At 63.9% G+C, this 17,547-nt stretch carries 18 protein-coding genes; 7 read left to right on the top strand and 11 right to left on the bottom strand.

What is annotated here, in order from left to right; genetic code table 11:
* Positions 1–4: 4 nt before the first annotated feature.
* Positions 5–286 (bottom strand): helix-turn-helix transcriptional regulator, encoded by a 282-nt coding sequence (locus C7455_RS00090; protein ID WP_109663853.1) that lies wholly within the window; start codon positions 284–286, stop codon positions 5–7.
* Between the two features lie 517 nt (positions 287–803).
* Between C7455_RS00090 and C7455_RS00085 the strand changes: the two genes are divergently transcribed.
* Genes C7455_RS00085 through phnE (C7455_RS00070) form a run of 4 tightly spaced genes read left to right on the top strand, consistent with a single transcriptional unit; the run spans position 804 to position 3,787 of the window.
* Positions 804–1,319: a protein-tyrosine phosphatase family protein gene (locus tag C7455_RS00085; protein ID WP_109663850.1), complete on the top strand. Its 516-nt coding sequence runs from the start codon at positions 804–806 to the stop codon at positions 1,317–1,319.
* Positions 1,306–2,049: a phosphonate ABC transporter ATP-binding protein gene (gene phnC / locus C7455_RS00080; RefSeq protein WP_109666003.1), complete on the top strand. Its 744-nt coding sequence runs from the start codon at positions 1,306–1,308 to the stop codon at positions 2,047–2,049. Before C7455_RS00085 ends, phnC begins: the two co-directional genes overlap by 14 nt.
* Complete coding sequence (gene phnE / locus C7455_RS00075; protein ID WP_109663846.1) at positions 2,046–2,933, top strand: phosphonate ABC transporter, permease protein PhnE; 888 nt, start codon at positions 2,046–2,048, stop codon at positions 2,931–2,933. Before phnC ends, phnE (C7455_RS00075) begins: the two co-directional genes overlap by 4 nt.
* Positions 2,930–3,787: a phosphonate ABC transporter, permease protein PhnE gene (gene phnE, locus C7455_RS00070; protein ID WP_109663843.1), complete on the top strand. Its 858-nt coding sequence runs from the start codon at positions 2,930–2,932 to the stop codon at positions 3,785–3,787. Before phnE (C7455_RS00075) ends, phnE (C7455_RS00070) begins: the two co-directional genes overlap by 4 nt.
* Positions 3,788–3,857: 70 nt before the next feature.
* On the opposite strand, the gene phnD is transcribed toward phnE (C7455_RS00070), so the two are convergent.
* Together phnD and C7455_RS00060 are read right to left on the bottom strand one after the other, a co-directional pair.
* Positions 3,858–4,760: a phosphate/phosphite/phosphonate ABC transporter substrate-binding protein gene (gene phnD / locus C7455_RS00065; protein WP_170118956.1), complete on the bottom strand. Its 903-nt coding sequence runs from the start codon at positions 4,758–4,760 to the stop codon at positions 3,858–3,860.
* A gap of 86 nt (positions 4,761–4,846) precedes the next feature.
* On the bottom strand, positions 4,847–5,479 hold the full coding sequence (locus C7455_RS00060; RefSeq protein WP_109663837.1) for a GntR family transcriptional regulator: 633 nt from the start codon (positions 5,477–5,479) through the stop codon (positions 4,847–4,849).
* A 122-nt stretch (positions 5,480–5,601) separates the two neighbouring features.
* Between C7455_RS00060 and C7455_RS00055 the strand changes: the two genes are divergently transcribed.
* Positions 5,602–6,168, top strand: coding sequence for a phosphatase domain-containing protein (locus tag C7455_RS00055; protein ID WP_109663834.1), 567 nt, complete (start codon positions 5,602–5,604; stop codon positions 6,166–6,168).
* A gap of 167 nt (positions 6,169–6,335) precedes the next feature.
* Here C7455_RS00055 and C7455_RS00050 read toward each other — a convergent pair whose 3' ends face one another.
* The 8 genes from C7455_RS00050 to C7455_RS00015 all read right to left on the bottom strand — a co-directional run bounded on the left by C7455_RS00050 (position 6,336) and on the right by C7455_RS00015 (position 14,957).
* Positions 6,336–6,680 carry a helix-turn-helix transcriptional regulator gene (locus tag C7455_RS00050; RefSeq protein WP_109663831.1) on the bottom strand — a complete coding sequence of 115 codons (345 nt, stop codon included), beginning with the start codon at positions 6,678–6,680 and terminating at the stop codon, positions 6,336–6,338.
* A gap of 11 nt (positions 6,681–6,691) precedes the next feature.
* Positions 6,692–6,967 (bottom strand): type II toxin-antitoxin system RelE family toxin, encoded by a 276-nt coding sequence (locus C7455_RS00045; RefSeq protein ID WP_245904167.1) that lies wholly within the window; start codon positions 6,965–6,967, stop codon positions 6,692–6,694.
* 66 nt (positions 6,968–7,033) lie between these two features.
* Entirely contained in the window at positions 7,034–7,666 is a 633-nt protein-coding gene (locus tag C7455_RS00040; protein WP_109663825.1) for a tyrosine-type recombinase/integrase, read from the bottom strand.
* 278 nt (positions 7,667–7,944) lie between these two features.
* Positions 7,945–9,768 (bottom strand): allophanate hydrolase, encoded by a 1,824-nt coding sequence (gene atzF, locus C7455_RS00035; protein ID WP_109663822.1) that lies wholly within the window; start codon positions 9,766–9,768, stop codon positions 7,945–7,947.
* Between the two features lie 12 nt (positions 9,769–9,780).
* The gene (locus C7455_RS00030) at positions 9,781–11,442 is read right to left on the bottom strand and encodes a dipeptide ABC transporter ATP-binding protein (RefSeq protein ID WP_109663819.1); all 1,662 of its coding nucleotides are present in this window, start codon (positions 11,440–11,442) and stop codon (positions 9,781–9,783) included.
* Positions 11,443–11,445: 3 nt separating this feature from the next.
* Positions 11,446–12,324, bottom strand: coding sequence for an ABC transporter permease (locus tag C7455_RS00025; RefSeq protein ID WP_109663816.1), 879 nt, complete (start codon positions 12,322–12,324; stop codon positions 11,446–11,448).
* On the bottom strand, positions 12,321–13,346 hold the full coding sequence (locus C7455_RS00020) for an ABC transporter permease (protein ID WP_109663813.1): 1,026 nt from the start codon (positions 13,344–13,346) through the stop codon (positions 12,321–12,323). The genes C7455_RS00025 and C7455_RS00020 overlap by 4 nt, the downstream gene beginning before the upstream one ends.
* A 3-nt stretch (positions 13,347–13,349) precedes the next feature.
* On the bottom strand, positions 13,350–14,957 hold the full coding sequence (locus C7455_RS00015) for an ABC transporter substrate-binding protein (protein WP_109663812.1): 1,608 nt from the start codon (positions 14,955–14,957) through the stop codon (positions 13,350–13,352).
* A 102-nt stretch (positions 14,958–15,059) separates the two neighbouring features.
* Here C7455_RS00015 and C7455_RS00010 point away from each other — a divergent pair, with 102 nt between their 5' ends.
* A complete protein-coding gene (locus C7455_RS00010) occupies positions 15,060–15,986 on the top strand; it encodes a LysR family transcriptional regulator (RefSeq protein ID WP_245904166.1) in 927 nt (308 codons plus the stop codon).
* 595 nt (positions 15,987–16,581) lie between these two features.
* Positions 16,582–17,403, top strand: a complete 822-nt coding sequence (locus tag C7455_RS00005) for an exonuclease domain-containing protein (RefSeq protein ID WP_109663811.1) — start codon at positions 16,582–16,584, stop codon at positions 17,401–17,403.
* Positions 17,404–17,547 lie beyond the last annotated feature (144 nt).

Here is a 17,547-nt window from a genome sequence, read left to right as displayed (position 1 = left end):
CCGGTCAGCGGCGCAGCCGTCCCGCAGACGGGACCGCGGTCAGCACCCGTCGCGCGGGCAGCACCTGCCCGCCGCGTGGATCGGAGGTCGAGGTGACGGCGCCGCGCCGCACCCAGGCCTCGAGATCCTCGATGGAATAGACGACGCGCCCGCCCAGCTTGTGATAGGCGGGGCCCGTGCCATAGGTGCGGTGCTTCTCGAGCGTCCGGGCCGATAGGCTCAGAAACTGCGCGGCTTCCTTGGTGCGCAGGTAGCGGGGCGGCAAGGGGATGTGATCGGCGCGCATGCGGGGGCCTCCTGAAACCGGATCGAGACCGTCGGATATCGACGGCTGTCACGGGTCAGGATGGCGAAGCGCGCAGGGCGGGATGGAGTGCGAAGATGGGCAGGCGGAAATCGCACACCGGGTCAGGTGGTAACGAGGTTTCAATGGTTGCGGGGTGGAGGATGCGGCAGGTATGCTCGATCCGAGTTCAGACGGTGTGGGCGGAAAGCGGACTGTGAAATTGCAGCATCGCTACGCTAAATTGTGGTGAAAGCAGCCTTTCGTCGGGACTCCGGTCGTATCTGTAGTGCTTTTCGTTGTGTATCGAGGGTTTTAGCGCTGCAAATGTCCTTTAGGCGCGGGTTCTACGGCGAAGGCTCCGGTTTCTCGATGGCATCGGGACTGGGGCGGAGTTCTGCGTCATGTGCTTGTCAAGAACAGCCTGTATACAGGCTTGCTACGACCCACGCCGCGCGTAATCCATCGAGAGGTCCCTGTGACAGAAAACACCAAGCCCCTTTCCGGCGAAACCGCAAGGATGGATGATGCGGATCCGATCACGGGCCTTCGACCGCTAGCCTTGCCTGCTCCGGTTTCGGGCGAGCTCTGGCTTACCGGCCTGCCGAACAACGACCTGCGTCTTCGGCGCCATCTGTTCGAGGCCGCGGAAAAGGGTGTCACGCAGTTCGTGATCCTGACCGAGGATCACGAGATCCGCGACCTTGCCCCTGACTATGCCCGGCTCCTGTCGTCCGATGGTTTGAATTTTTCCGTTATGCGCTTGCCGATCCGGGATTTTGGCGTCCCGGAGAGCGTGCCCGCCTTTCGTCTCGCAACATACAGGATCGCGGATGCCTTGCAGAGCGGGGAACGGATCGTGATGCATTGCCGGGGCGGCATCGGGCGTACGGGCTTGGTGGCCGAAGCGGTTCTGATCGAACTGGGGGTGCCCCCTGCAGAGGCTCGAGGCCTTGTCGCGGCCGCAGGATCGAGATGCGAGACTGCCGAACAGGTCGCCTTTTTGCGCAAGGCTTATGCCGATGTTGAGGATTGAGGGCCTGACGCGCCGCTTCGGCACTGTGACGGCATTGCACGATGTCTCACTCACCGTCGAGGAGGGAGAATTCATCGGGGTCATCGGACGCTCCGGCGCGGGCAAATCCACGTTGCTCCGCCTGATCAACCGGCTGATCGAGCCCAGTTCGGGCCGTATCTTTTTCGGGGACGAAGATGTGCTGGCCAAGCGCGGCCGGGCCTTGCAGGACTGGCGCCGTCGCGCGGCGATGATCTTTCAGCAATTCGCGCTGATCGACCGGCTGAGCGTGCTGGACAATGTGCTGGTCGGCCGTGTCGCCACGGTGCCGCGCTGGCGCAGCTGGACGCTTGCCTGGCCGCTCGCCGACCGCGCGCTTGCGATCGAGGCGCTGGACCGGCTGGACATGACCGATCACGCGCTGAAACGGGCCGATCAGCTGTCCGGGGGGCAACAGCAGCGCGTGGCGATTGCCCGGGCTTTGGTGCAGGCGCCCCGACTGATCCTCGCCGATGAGCCCGTCGCCTCGCTGGATCCGCGCAGCACGCGGGCGGTGATGGACTCGCTGGCGCGGATCAACCGCGAGGATGGGCTGACGGTGTTGTGCAACCTGCACCATATCGACCTGGCGCGCGACTATTGCCGCCGGATCATCGGCATCCATGCCGGCCGCGTGGTCTTCGACGGGCCGGTCGAGGCGCTGGACGCGGCGGCAATCGCGCTGATCTACGGGCAGGACGGCGAGGAATGACCGGGCCGGTCACGCCCAAACCAAGCGCCGACATCGTGACCATCGTCGAGGCGCAGCGCCGCGACCTGCAGCGCGACAAGCGCAGGCAGACGCTGCTGTTTCTGGGCGTGCTCGTCGTTTTGGTGGCTGTGTCGGGGCATCTGGGCGAGGTCTCGTGGCAGAAATTCGTGAACGGCATTCCACGGTTCGGCAGCTACATCTCCCGCACGCTGCCCCCGGTGTCGCCCGAGACGCTCTGGGCGGATCTGGGCCGTTGGATGTGGGCGGGCGGCCGCTGGGTGGGGCTGTTGTTCGACACCGTGCTGATCGCCTTCGTCGCCACCACGCTGGGGGTTGTGGCGGGTTTCTTTCTGTCCTTTCCCGCCGCGCGCAACCTTGCGGGCGGCGTGGTCCACTACCAGTTGGCCCGCCGGTTTCTCGAACTGATGCGCACCGTGCCGGAACTGGTCTTTGCCATGCTCTTTGTCTTCGCCTTCGGTCTTGGGGCGTTGGCGGGGGTTCTGGCCATCGCGCTGCATACCATGGGGGTTTTGGGCAAGCTCTTTTCCGAGATCAACGAGACCATCTCTGACAAATCCCTCGAAGGCGTGGTCGCCGCCGGTGCATCGCGTGATCAGGTGATCCGTCTGGGCGTGGTGCCGCAGGTGCTGCCAGCCTTCATCAGCTACACGCTGCTACGCTTCGAGATCAATGTCCGGTCAGCCTCGGTCATCGGCTTTGTCGGCGCGGGCGGGATCGGGCAGGAGCTGATGTTCGTGATCAACCAGTTCATCTACCGCGACATCAGCGCGATCCTTTTGCTTCTGATCATCACCGTCGCGCTGGTCGATATCGTGTCGGAAAAGATCCGGCACCGCATCCTCGACGGGGAGCAGAGGCGATGACCACCGCCGCCGACCGGATCGCCCGAGTGAGCCGCACATATCCGGCGCTGCTCTATCCCGACCCGCGCAAGCTCTGGGGTCGTCGTGCCGCGTGGGTCGCGTTCGTGCTCGCCTTTCTCTGGGCGTCGTATCACCTGGGCCTGTCGCCGATGCGGTTCTGGACGGGCTTCACCGATCTGTGGATCATCGCCCGCCAGATGGTTCCGCCAACCCACAACGGGTTCTGGTTAGATTATCTGGCCGCCCTGCTGGAAACGCTGGCCATCGCCTTTCTCGGCACGATCCTCGCCAGCCTCATCTCCATCCCCCTCGGTTTTCTGGGGGCGCGCAACGTGGTGCCGAGCTTCGCCATCCACTTCGGCCTGCGCCGGGTGCTGGATGTGGTGCGGGGGGTCGATACGCTGATCTGGGCGCTGATCTTTGTCTCGGTCGTGGGTCTGGGGCCCTTTGCGGGCATTCTTGCCATCGCGCTGAACGATACCGGCGTTCTGGCCAAGATCTACGCCGAGGCGGTGGAAAACGCCGATCGCAAGGCCGGTGAAGGTGTGCGCTCGGCGGGCGGCAGCGGCGCGGATGTGGCGCGGCTGGCGATCTGGCCACAGGTCTTTCCGGTCTTCTTGTCCAACAGCCTCTATTTCTTTGAGGCCAACACCCGTTCGGCCACGATCCTGGGTGTGGTGGGTGCCGGCGGCATCGGGTTCTTCCTCGCGGACCGCATCCGGGTGAATGCCTGGAGCGATGTGGCCTTCATCATCTTGCTGATCCTGCCGACCGTGGCCGCCATCGACTATCTGTCGCGCTGGCTCCGGAAAAAGGCCATCGGTCGCCACGACGCGCCCGGCGCCCGGATGTGACACCGGGGGCGGCCCCCGACGAAAAAGGCCCCGCTGCATCAGCGGGGCCTTTCCCTGTCTCAGGCGGTGATCAGTTGCGTTGGGCCAGCATGGCCTCGCGCATGGCGATGCTGTCGAGGAACGCCTCGTGACCCACGGGCACGATCTGCGTCCAGGACCCGCCAGAGCTGACGATGTCGAAACGCTCGGGATCGGCCTCGTGGAAGCTTGTCAGCGCCTCCAGCAGATCAGCCTTCAGATCCTCGGGCATGGAGGCGCGGACCGACCATGCGTCGGAAGGGATCAGCGGGCTTTCCCAGATCACCCGCACGGCGTCGGCAGGGATCTCCCCGCGTTCAGTCATGCGCTGAACGGCACCATTGTCCTCGGTATAGTGCCAGGTCGCGGCGGCGTCATAGGTGCCGCGCACGACGGCCAGAATGCCGTTGTCATGGCTGCCCGAAAAACCGGTTTCCGAGAAATGCCCTTCGCCCAGGCCCATCTGGCCCAAGTAGAAGTTGGGGACCAGATAGCCCGAGGCCGAATTGGGATCGGCAAAGGCCAGCGTCTGACCGGCCAGATCCTCGAGCGATTGTGCCGTGCTGTCGGCCGCAACGATGACCACAGCGTAATAGCCGCGGTCGCCAGTGGCTGACACTGCATGGCCCAGCGGCTCGAGATCGCCAGCCAGAACGTCATAGGCCGAGGCATAGGCGGCGGCGCCGAACATAGACATGTCGGCTTCGCCCGCCTCCATCGCCTGGATGATGCCGCTGTAGGCGCTGGCCATCCGCAAGGTGACCGGCACGCCCAGCGTCTCGCTTAGGTATTCTGCGAAGGGGCCGTAGCGGCGCTGGCCTTCCTCGGCATTCTCGATCGGCGGAATGCCGATGGTCAGGCTTTCGCGGGTCTGGCGCCAATCCGCTGCGGCAGGCAGGGACAGGGCAAGCGTCAGCGCGGCGGCGCTGGTCGATAGCAGGAAACGGCGGTTCATGGGACTTCTCCATCTCAGGTGCAGGCGATCTACCTGTATACAGGTGGCTAGCACCCTGAGACGACAACCCAATGACAGCGGTTGCCTCAATTGCCGGACAAGGACAGCTTGCCGAGGTCGCGCATCGCAAGGGCCATCATTTGCAGCGCGGCACGGGCATCGGTCTGCACCAGCAGGGTACGGCACAAACCATCGAGGATGCCGCCCTGTGCGATCTTGTGACGCGCCCCGTCTTGCTGAAGCAGGCGGCGCAGCGCGCGCCAGTGCAAGCTGGCGGCGGCATCGGCCATGATCGGTTCGGGGTTGAGCCGCCGGGCAAAGGCAATGAGCCATGAATTAAGCGCAAAGATCGCCGCAGCCTCCATCGGCTGTGCGGGCGCGACCGGGGCGACGAGCGTTTCCAGTTGCGCCAGCAAGTCGCACGCCACGGCGTCGAACGGTGCGGCGGCCGTCTGCGCGGCAAGTTCCAGCGTGCCCGCCAGCGTCAGGAAATCCTGCGCCGCGCCATCGGGATCGAGCGGCGGCACCACCGTCCCGATCCCTGTCCGCGTCTCGACCTGATGCTCGTAGGCCAGCCGCTGAAGGACTTGGCGAACCGGCGTGCGGCTGACGCCAAATTCCTCGGCGAGGCTGTTTTCATAGAGGATGTGGGTATTTGCCGCGTCCATCAGACAGATCCGCAGTCGCAACGCCTGAGCGATGTCATCCAGCCGCGACATCGGCGTGCGATATGGGACGGGATCAGTCAAGCTCAGTCCCCGGAACCCTGCGCTTTCATCTTTGCCCGCCCAGATATACTCCGGTCGGGTGGGTGCAACAATATCCCAACGCCTGAGGGGCCGTGAACAACGAAGCTGATCCAGTCTGGACTGATATCCGCTGCGTCCTGCCGATCGGGAACGGACGGCTGGTGCTGTCCGCTTGGCCGGGTCTGCGCATCACGCCTGCGGGGGACGCATGGATCGACCCCGAGGCCAGCGCCACGACGCTCGCCGATCTCAGCGATCTGGGCGTGAGCGTTCTGGTTGGCTTGTGCGAACAGACCGATCTCCCCCCGCAGGCCATCGCGCAGCTGCGGCACAGGACCCGACAGGGTTCGGTGCGACTCTTGCATGCGCCGATCCGGGACTATCACCCCCCGGATGACCACTTTTTGCGTCATTGGCGCGTGCTATCCGCTTTCCTGCATGGCCAGATCGAAACCGGTGCCGCGATTTCCATTACCTGCTCCTATGGCGCAGGCCGCAGTGGTACAGTTGCTGCCTTGCTTCTCGCCGAACATGGCTTGCCCATGACCGCTGCGATTCGTCAGGTTCGCGCGGAGTTCCACGAAGCCATCGAAAGCGCGGTTCAGGAGGGATGGCTGCTGAAACAATTCCCTGCCGAAAAGTCGAATATACGCCCGTAGTCCAGTCACCGGATCAGGCTGGTCGGAGGCAATAGCCATGTGCTAAGCGCCGCTGCGTCTACCGTTCTGCCGCTATGTGGATATCCGGCACATGCTGCGCCGTGACATGACGTAGTGGCCGTTTCGTCCGTCTCTGCGAAACGGGCCGAGTGGCGGCTAAGGGCCTACTACGCCATGAGGTCGTCCAGCGTGACGTCGAGGGCTCCCGCGAGCGCACGCAATGTTGCTACCGAACCCTGTTTCCGGCCGGTCTCGATCTCGGCGACAGTGACGCGGTTGACCCCGGCCCTTTCGGCCAGTGTGGCTTGGGTCAGGCCGCGCAGGTCCCTGTAGACGCGCAACGGGCTTTCCCCATCGAGCAACCGGTTTGCGTAAACAGCAGGGATCAGTTCCTCCGCCCCTGCCGCCAAGGCAGCCATTGCTCGGTCATAGCTCTGCAGATCGGCCAGATCCTCGGCCGCGGCCCGCAGGCGATCGTATTCCTCGCGCGGGATCGTCACCATCTCGTTCATGTCAGTACCTTTCAGTCATAGACGCCACCACATGGGCCAATATCGAGAACCGCCAGGACATTGCCTTGGTCATCCATGATCACGCGCCAGTCCCCAACCTGCAGTCGGATCCCCTCTCGCCCCTTTAGGGATTTCACGTTGTTGCTCTGTGAGACCGGGTTCCGGGCATAGGCCTCGATCTTTGATCGGATCAGCGTGGCGGTGTTGGCGGGCATCCGGCGCAGGGCCCGGATCGCGGCCTTCGTGTAGCTGATCTGCTTCATGGTGTAGCTATAAGCTACGCGCACCGCTGCGTCAAGCGCGATGTCGCCCTAGGCTACAAACGCGGCCAGCTCGCACCGGCCGCGTTTGCCTCAGAGGTCGATCCCCTCCGAGAGTGACAAGGCGTCCTCGATATCGACACCAAGGTAGCGCACCGTACTGTCCATCTTCGTATGTCCCAACAACAGCTGGACCGCCCGCAGGTTGCCGATCTTCTTGTAGATCTGCGCGACCTTGGTCCGTCGCATGGAATGCGTGCCGTAGGCGCTCGGCTCCAACCCGAGCGACGTCACCCAACCTCGGACGATCCGCGCATACTGCCGCGTCGACAGGTGGAGGCTGCCGTGGATCCGGCTGGGCCATAGAAACTCGAGGCCAATCATTTCGGGGTCGGATATCCATCGATCGAGCGACAACCGGGTGGTCTCGGTGATCTCGAACCGGACCGGCTTGCCGGTCTTGCTCTGGATCATCGAGGTCCGCTCCTTGACGCGCCCGGCTGCAAAGACATCGCGCACCCTCAGGCTGACGAGATCGCAACCGCGCAGTTTGCTGTCGACGGCCATATTGAACAGCGCGAGGTCCCGCGCGTTGCCTGCCATTTCGAGGCGGACGCGGATTGACCAGACATGCCTCGGCATAAGCGGGCGCTTCTGGCCGATGATGCGGCCCTTGTTCCAAGGAACTCGGACAGGGCGTAGGACGGGAAGAAGATCGATGGACATAGAACCACCTCCTGTCCACCGTGCCCACCCTTCTTCGGTCATGCCGACGGTGGCAGAATATCATAACTCGGGGCGCGTTGTCCTCGCACCGGGCGGAAAGTGGACTTGCGGCATTGCGGCAAGGCTGCGGCGACATCCAGACGTAACGGCCATTTGATCGTTGCGCCGAGAGTGCCAACTGGCGGGTTGCCACATGGCGCGAGGAGCCGATTCTCACGGTCGATGGCCCGCCTGATGCCGAAGCTGCATTCGGCTGCCGAAGCATGCACAAGACAGGTTCACGCGATCACGTTTGTATCGCGTGCCAGAAAACGTCGCCAACTGCCGAGGGTGCTGATGTCTTCAGCATGACGCTTGCCGCTTGCTTCGCAAAGGAAGCCCTTCACCTTCGATCCATCCTCAAGCTCGACGGTGCCGATGACCAGCGGCGCAGGAATACCAGCGATGAAATCGCCCACGGCGTCCTTCGGGATCGTCCAAACCTCTACCGCGATGGAGCTGCCGAGTTCATTTTCACAACGGAAAAGGCCGGGACGGGCCGGAGGTCCGCCTGGCAGGGCATAAAGCGCGTAGCAGGGAGCCGTCCGTGTGGCCTTCAGAAACCGTCCTCCGCGCGACGTCAATTCATGGTTGAGCGGCAAGCCCGACATATGGGCGCCGCAGACAACAAGAGCCATGTCGCCCCCGGAAAGCGGGGCAGGCTCCGGGTTCGGGAGATCGGGAGTCTGGACTCCTGTAGCACCAAGCATGGGTCGGCGTACCTCCGTCAGACGCTGACCTTGCGCCGCAATCGCACCATCTTGGCCTGCGTGCGCTATAAGCGTCACGCCTCCGGGCCGACCGTCGCTGCGGGCTCCGGTCGGCACGGCCACTGCGCAAAGGTCCAGCAGGTTGACGAAATTGGTATAGGTTCCAAGGTTGGAATTGGGTGTGACCGGATCGGCCTCAAGCTCGGCGCAGGTCGCGAAGGTCGGGATCGTCGGCACACACAGCATGTCGGCAGCGTCGAGGATCGGGGCGCAGGCGCGGCGCAACTCCGCCAAACGGTAGAAACCGTTGAACGCGTCGACCGCGCTCTGGGTCTCGGCCTTGGCGATGATGGCCCGAGTGACGGGATGGACGGCGTCGGGTCGGTTGCGCATCATGTCTTCGATCGCGGCATAGCGCTCGGCGATCCATGCGCCGTCATAGAGCATCCGCGCTACGTCGTAGAACGGCGTGAAATCGACCCGGTCGACCCGCGCACCGCCCTCGGCCAGCGTCGTCAGCGTCGCCTCGAAATCCGCCGCCTGCACGTCGTCACCGAAGAAGACCAAGCTTGACGCATCCGGAGCGGTGATGCGCGGCGCGGGTGCCGGGGTCGGCATCGCGGCGGATGGCAGGGGACGGGAATAGGCGTCGGCGGGATCGAAAGCCGAAGCCGCCCGGAACACGTCATACGCGTCGGCGACGGTCAAGGCGAAGATCGAGATCGTATCGAGCGTCCGGCAGGCGGGCACGACGCCGCTGGCCGACAGGGCGCCGAGGCTGGGCTTCATCCCCACGATCCCGTTCAGCGCGGCGGGCACGCGGCCCGAGCCCGCGGTGTCCGTTCCGAGCGCGAAGGGCACGATCCCGTGTGCCACGACAACCGCCGACCCCGATGACGAACCGCCCGGCACGATCTCCGCGTCGAGCGCGTTGCGTGGCACACCGTAGGGCGAGCGCACGCCGACAAGCCCTGTGGCGAACTGGTCGAGGTTGGTCTTGCCGATGGGAACGGCGCCCGCAGCGCGCAACCGGGCGACGACGAAGGCATCGCGGTCCGCATGATAGGAAAAATCCGGGCAGGCGGCGGTCGTGGGCATGCCAGCCACGTCGATATTGTCCTTCACCGCGAAGGGGATGCCCCAAAGCGGGCGGTCGGGATCGAAGGAACCGAGCACGGCGGCCGCGGCGGCGAGGTCTTGCGCGCTGGCGAGGTGAATGAAGATCGCCGGATCGCGCACGGCCTCTAGGCGGGCAAGAACCTCTTCCATGACGTCCGCGGGCGTCACGCCTGCGGCATAGGCTTCGCGCAGGGCGGCAAGGGTGAAGGGCAGGTCGGAGAGCGGCGTGGTCATGGGCTTGGTCTCTTATTCGGCAGCGGATTTCGCAGCGGTGTCGGTCTCGTTGGTCTTGGTGGTCGGGGGTTTGGGTGCCGCGGCAAGCAAGGTCCGGGTATAGGGATGGCTTGGGGTGTCCATCACCTGCGCGGTCGGCCCCTGCTCGACGATCTCGCCGCCCTGCATGACGATGACGTGGTCGCACAGCAGGCGCACCACGTTCAGGTCGTGACTGACGAACAGATAGGTCATGCCCAGCCGCGCGCGCAGATCCGCGAGCAGGTTCAGGACCACCGCCTGGATGGAGACATCCAGCGCTGCCGTCGGCTCGTCAAGGATCAGAAATTTCGGATCAAGCGCGATCGCCCTTGCGATGCCCACCCGCGCCTTCTGCCCACCCGAAAGCTGGTGCGGGAAACGGTCCAGCAAGGGAAGGGGGAGGCCGCATAGCGTCGCTAGCTCCTCGATCCGGGTTTGCAATGCCGCCCCACGCAAGGCGCTCATCCGCAAGATCGGGTCGGCGATGGTCTGGCGGGCGGAATGGCGGGGGTTGAGGCTGTCGGTGGCGTCCTGGAACACCATCTGGATCTGGCTGCGCCGCTTGTCACGGACGAAACGGTCGGCGGGAATATCCGCGATGTCGAACCCGTCGAACAGGATATCGCCCGATGTCCGGTCGAGCAGGCGCACCAGCATCGACGAGGTCGTGGATTTTCCACAGCCGCTCTCGCCCACCAGCCCGACGGATTGTCCTTCGCGGATAGTAAATGAGATGCCCTTGACCGCGTGGACCGGCCCGGATTTGCCCGGATAGGTCTTGACCAGATCGCGCACCTGCACCAGCGCGCGGTCGCCCGGTGCGTGATCGGCCAAGGGTGTGCGCGCCTCGATGGGCAGCAGGTCGCGCAAGGACGCGCCAGGGCGCGGTGTGGCATCGACCAGCTTGCGGGTATAGGGATCTTGCGGATCGGCGAAAAGGGCGGCAGCGGGGCCGGTTTCGACGATCCGGCCGTCCTTCATCACGGCCAGACGGTCGCAGTATTCGGCGGCCAGCCCGAGGTCATGGGTGATCAGGATCGACGACATGCCGCGTTCGCGCGTCAGGTCGCGCACGAGATCCATCACCGCCTTTTGCGTCGTGATGTCGAGACCCGTGGTCGGCTCGTCCGCGATCAGGAGACGCGGGCCGCAGGCAAGCGCGATGGCGAAGACCACCCGCTGGCACATGCCGCCGGACAATTCGAAGGGATAGGCGTCGTAGCGCGCTGCGGCGTCGCGGATGCGCACGGCCTCCAGCGCCGCGATGGCCTTGGCGCGGGCGTCGGCGCGCGTCGCGCGGCCGTGGCGTTTCAGCACGTCCTCCAGCTGGTGGCCGACTTTGCAGATCGGGTTCAGCGCGGCGCGCGGGTTCTGGAAGATCATGCTGATCTCGCGGCCCCGGATGGCCTGCATGTCGCGCTCGGCCGCCTGCGCGAGGTCGCGCCCGTCGAAGACCGCGCTGCCTGCCTTGATCGTGCCGCCTGCGTCCAGGATACGCATCAGCGCGTAGGAGGTGACGGATTTCCCCGACCCGCTTTCGCCGACGATGCCCAGCGTCTCGCCCTGTGCCACATCGAAGGAGATGCCGCGCACGGCCTGCACCTCGCCGCGCCTTGTGCGGAAGGAGACCGCGAAATCGGAAATGCTGAGCATGGTTCAGGTTCTCCGGCGCGGATCGACGATGTCGCGCAGACCATCGCCCATCAGGTTGAAGGTGAAGACCGCCAGCATCAGCCACAGCCCCGGAAACAGCGCGACCCACCAATGGCCGGAGATTATGAAATTGGCGCCTTCCGCGACCATGATCCCCCATTCCGGCGTCGGCGGGCGCACGCCCAGCCCGATGAAGGACAGCCCCGCCGCGTTCAGGATCGCCCAGCCCATATTGAGCGAGACCTGCACCATCATCGGCGGCAGGGCGTTGGGAAAGATATGGAAGGCCAGCGTGCGGAAATGCGAATTGCCCGACAGCCGCGCGGCGAGTGCGAAACCGGCTTCGCGGCGGATGTTCACCTCGGCGCGAACAAGGCGCGCGTAGAAGGGAATGTTGATCAGCGCCGTGGCGTAGATGATGTTTTCGACCGTGTTGCCAAGCGCGGCCACGATGCCCATCGCCAGCACGAAGAGAGGAAAGGCCATGATCGTGTCGAGCACCCGGTTGAGCACCGCGTCGATCCAGCCACCCCAATAGCCCGCGACAGCCCCCAGAACCGACCCGATCACGAAGGATATGGCGACGGCCAGAACCGAGATCGTCAGGTCGAGCCGCGTCGCCACGACCACCCGCGAAAACACGTCGCGGCCAAGGTTGTCCGTGCCGAACCAGTGGGTCCAGTTGGGGGGTTGCAGGGCGTTCGCGGCATTGGTGGCCAAGGGATCATGCGGCACGAGGTATGCGCCGAAAAAGGCCTGCAGCAGGAAAAAGGCGAACATCCCGAAGGACAGGAGCGTCACTGGGTTTTCGCGCAGCACATGGATCAGATGCGCCCCTGCGCCATCGGGCTTGCGGGTGGGGATGCCGGTTGCGTCGGTCATTTTGTATCGAACCCGATGCGCGGATCGATCAGCGCGTAGCTGAGGTCGATGATGAGGTTGAGCGTGACGAACAAGATGGCCATGGCCAGCACGAAACCCTGCACCGCGGCATAATCGGACGCGACCAGCGCCTCGACCGCGTATGATCCGATGCCGGGCCAGGCAAAGACCTTTTCCACCAGCACGTTGGCGCCCAGCACGAAGGAAAACACCATCCCCAGAGTGGTGACGACCGGCAACAGCGCATTTCGGAAACCGTAGCCGAACACGACCTTGCCCCGCGACAGACCCGCCGCACGGGCGGTGCGAATATAGTCCGATGACAAGGCCTGCAGCATCGCCGCCCGCGTCATTCGGGCGATGGGGGCCAGCGTGAAGAGCGCCAGCGTGATGGTGGGCAGCGCCAATTGGCGCAAGGCGGCAGCAAAAGTTTCCAGATCTCCCGCTAGCAGGCTGTCGATCAGATAGAACCCGGTGACGCGCGGCGGCTCGAAATAGAGAAAATCCAGACGGCCCAGCGGCGCGGGCGCCAAGCCCAGCAGATAGTAGAACACGTAGACCAGCAAGATGCCGGTGAAGAAGGTGGGCAGCGACACGCCCGCCGTCACCAGAACCCGGCACAGGTGGTCGATCCACGACCCCTGCCGCACCGCCGCCAGGACACCCAGCGGAATGGCGATGAGGCAAGACAAGATCAGCGCCGACAGCGTGAGTTCCAGCGAGGCGGGCAACCGCATGGCAAGATCTGTCAGCACCGGTTGCCCCGTGCTGAGAGACCGGCCGAGATCGCCCCGCGCCAGATCGCCGACATAAAGCACGAATTGCGTCATCAGCGGCTTGTCCAGGCCAAGCGCCTCGCGCACCTGCTGGATCGACGCCTCGTCCGCCATGGCCCCCGCAAAATAGACCGCCGGATCGCCGGGCAGCGCGCGGGTCAGGATGAAGCTGATCACGACAACCCCGATAAGCACCGGCACCGTCTGGGCCAGCCTTATCCCGATCGCGCGCGCGCGCCCGACCATGGTTCAGACGCCCGTCATGCGGCGCGGGTCGAGCTGGCGGTGAAACCAGAACTCGTAGCCCGCGGCCCCGTTGACCGCCACGTTCAAGGCCGGCTGATAAAGCGGGATGCGCGGCAGATCCTCGATCACGATCTGGAACATGCGCTGCACCAGCGGCGCCCATTCGGGATCATCCATCGGCATGTGCAGCGTGCGTTCGGTCAGCTCATGCACCTCCTCGTTGTCGTAGTTGGAGGAGTTGAACAGCCGGTCGCGCTGGTAGGCCCAGAAGAAGTAGTAATCGGGTGTGTTCAGCCAGCCGCCGAAGTTCTCAAGGTGGAAATCAAGCGATTTCTCGACCAGGGCGACTGTGCGCCAGTTGGCGCCGGGAATGCGTTCGACGGTCGTGGTGATGCCGAGCTGCCCGAGGCTTTCCTGGATCAGAAGGGCCGCAGGCTCCATCCAGCTTGCCAGATCAAGGCTGATCGACATCTGCACCGGGAAGCCGCTGGCAAAGCTCGATGCCTCCAGATGCGCGCGCGCCCTGTCCATGTCGGTCACATAGGGAAAGGGGCGCGGCCATGCGGTATCGGTGATCTCGGCCGGCCCGCCCCACATCGGCGCGCCGCGCCCGTAGGCGGCGGTCTGAAAGATCGCCTCGTAGGGGATGGCATGGGCAATCGCCTTTCGCACCTCGGGGTCCTGAAAGGGTTCGAACCGGGTGTTGAGGCAGGCGCAGTGGATGCAGTTCTCGATCGGGGTCGAAAAGACATCGACGGTGCCGACCAGTTCCGCGGCGTCGCGGTCGGGAATGTCGAAGGACACCTGCACATCGCCCCGTTCTATGAGCGCGCGGCGGGTGGAATTGTGGGGCACCTCGCGCATGATGACGCGCCGGATCTCGGGCATGGGCCCGCCGACCCAGGCATCGTTGCGCTCATAGACAAGCTGCTGGCCCTGATCCCAGCGCGTCACGCTGTAGGCGCCCGATCCGGCGGTGGTGGTGTGCAGGTATTCCATCGCCCAAGGGTCGGCCTCGGTCGCATTTGCGAGAGCGACGGTGGAATTGATGATGAAGGGCACCGGCACGGCCAGATTTGGCAGCGACAGCTTGGACGGATAGTCGAGCCGCACCACAAAGGTGCGCGCGTCCACCGCTTCGAACTGGTCGGGCCGAAAGAAGCCGCCCGCCTGCATCTGCGTCGTCGGGAACCCGCCGACGGTGACGGCGCGATCGAATGACCATTTCACATCCTCTGCCGTGACGGAGCTGCCATCGGTAAAGGTGGCATCCGCCTTGAGAGTGAAGGTCAGGGTGAGACCATCGTCGGATATGGTCCAGCTTTCAGCCAGTTCCGGCACAATCGTGTCGTAATCATACGACATTTCGCCGGTCGGCAATTGTCGCGAGCCGAAGCCCACAAGCCGGTCGTAGCAGTTGATGGCGACCTGATAGCTGGCGCGGTTCGTCCCGGTGCGATGCAGGTCGAGGCTGTTGATGGTCTGGCCCGAGGCGACGACCATCGTTTCCAGCCCTTGCGCGTCTGCGCGCTTGGCCCAGGCAAAAGGTGTCATGGCGGCACCGCCCATCGCGGCGGTCAGTTTCAGGAAGTGCCTGCGGTTCGTGTTCATCGGCGGCAGCCCTTTGTGGTTTGGCAAAAGTTTCTGCTTGGAAGACTGGCAGAATCAGGACAGTTCGAAAAATGCTATGATTTCACCGATACGGTGCATTGAATGCACCGCCTGGAGGCCGAGCAGGTGCAACACCTCGAGACATTCCGCCTGATCGAGGCGATCGCACGCGCCGGATCGATCCGAAAGGCGGCGGAGGATTCCAACATCACCGCTTCGGCGCTGAACCGCCGTCTGGGCCGGTTCGAGCATGAGTTCGGATCGCAGATATTTGAGCGCCTACCGCGCGGCGTACGCCTGAACCCGGCCGGAGAGCTGGTGTTGCAACACTACCGCGCGCAACGCTCTGACCTCGCGCGGGTGAAGAGCCAGGTCGCGGACCTGGCAGGGGTGCGTCGCGGTCATGTCACCATCGCCTGCTCACAGGCGCTCTTGCCGTTCTTCCTGCCGGAGCAGATCGCGGCCTACCGCAACGTGCATCCCGGCGTAACCTTTGCCGTCAACGTGCGTGACCGCGAACAGGCCGAAGCGGAGCTCGTCAGCTTCCGCAGTGATCTGGCGCTGGTCTTCGAGCCCCGCGTCCTGGTGGATTTCGAGGTGCTGCACGCCATCCCGCAACCGGTTTGCGCCCTCTTTGCACGGGATCATCCGCTGGCTGGCCGGTCCGAGTTGCGACTGCGCGATTGCCTCGATCATCCCCATATAGCGCCCGCGCAAAAGTATGGTGTGCGCGGCCTTCTCGATATGGCGGCCAAACGGGTCGGCCGGTCCGTGACACCCGTGGTCGAAACGGAATCCTTCGAGTTGATCCGCTACTACGTGAGGCAGGAACGCGCGGTCGGCTTTCAGATCCCCATCGGCCTTTCGAGTGAGTTGGATACGGACATGGTATTCCGGCCGATCTCGGATCGGGACATGCCGCCGGGAAACCTGCTTTTGGGGCAGATGCGCGGGCGCGTCTTGTCCGTCGCCACGTCTCGCTTTGCAGATCAGGTCGCGCTTGCACTTGTGAAAATGTCTGACGCCTGAATCCGCATTTGCCTCGAATGGAAGCAATCTGGTTGAGCGGATAACACGGAACATGCACGATACATTGGATTGAACTATGTGCGGCTCAAACCGGGAGCAATATCAGGAATGTGCATGAACGACCGATCTGATGGCTCCGCACTGACGCAGACTATTGAGACGACCTGAAAATCGGGAAACGTCCGCATGCGCCTTTGCGCGATCCTGGATACACGAATTTTTCGCATTTCCTTTTCTCGATTTAAGTCAAGCATCACCTTCAATGAACGGCAGTCATTTCCACTCTCCTGGCCCCATGTCGGATTAGATGCTGCCAACTTGCGGGATGTCAGCTCCAGAGAGTGCTGCGATGCGGCAATTGGTGCAATCCAACGTCCGCTTTGGGCCGATCCCCGTTTGCCATCGGCCGAAGTGCCTGGAGCAAGCTCTCGACGGACACCCCGCCGTCTAAGTCAAACGGGCCGTATCGGCCTCGCGTCACCTGCAGCGATGGCCAGCCCGTCTGCCACAGCCGTGAAAACTTCGCTGAAGGAGTGAACGGCCTGCGGGAACTGGTTTTTCATGGTCTGCGAGACCAACTGTCACATCCTCCGACATAGTCCACTTTTCTCGACGCACGGTCCAAGGCGCTCCGACTTTTGCCAAGATTTTGCCTGTTCTGCAGGAAGCGCTGCGCGGCGGGATCGTCTATCAGCACTCGGGCTTTGACCGCAGTGCAATAGCTGCTGCTTGTGGGCATTGCAGCATGCCGGTCCCCCAGTGGGCTTGGCGCGACAGCGTTCACGTCGCCCGCGCCGCCTGGCCCGAACTGCGGGGCAACGGCGGCCATGGCCTCGCACGTCTCAAGAAGCACCTTGGTCTTACGTTCGAGCATCATGACGCCGGCGAAGATGCCCGTGCCGCGGCAGAGGTGGTCTTGCGGGCCGAGGGTGTTCAGCCTGGAGCAGCTCAGGGGTTGGTGCAGGCGAATGGGAATCCGAATTCGGATGCCGAGGATTTCGACGTGATCGACGATAGCGAAGACATGGCGATAGCGGTGCGCGAAGTTGGCGCGGCACCGATGCCTTCAACACATGCACCGCCACAGCATGTCTCGCGCTACCTCGGAATGGTCGAAATCACGCAGGGCAATATCGACCACAACCACATCTACCTCAGAAGCTTCTTCGAAAAGTTCCCGGCCGACGCGATCGGCGGATCGAACCGTGCCTCCGCCGCCCTGCGCGAGATTGCCGTCGATTGGGGCGGTGACGCCATCGTCATGACCGATCTGGACGGCGCAAAGCGGTTCTTCCGCAAGCGCGGCTGGATCCGCGAGTTTTTCGAGCGGACCGGCGCTAAGGCAGGTGAATCCGTGCTGGTCGAGCAGACTGGCCCGTATAGTTATCGGGTGTCGATGAGCAGGGGTGCAAGGTGAGATTGAGCTACTCCCCAACTCTTGGACAGATTCCGAGGGTGATTTAAGCTACTGCCTGGACCTGCTGATCGGTTTGGGTTGCGTTGAAGTAGACCACGGCGGGCGGCTGTCCGCCATGGGCGGCATGGGGCCGCTGGTGGTTGT

Source organism: Roseicyclus mahoneyensis (genome assembly GCF_003148775.1).
GTDB classification, from domain to species: domain Bacteria; phylum Pseudomonadota; class Alphaproteobacteria; order Rhodobacterales; family Rhodobacteraceae; genus Roseicyclus; species Roseicyclus mahoneyensis.
Note: the sequence above shows the minus strand (reverse complement) of the source record. Positions and strands in the feature narration are given on the sequence as shown.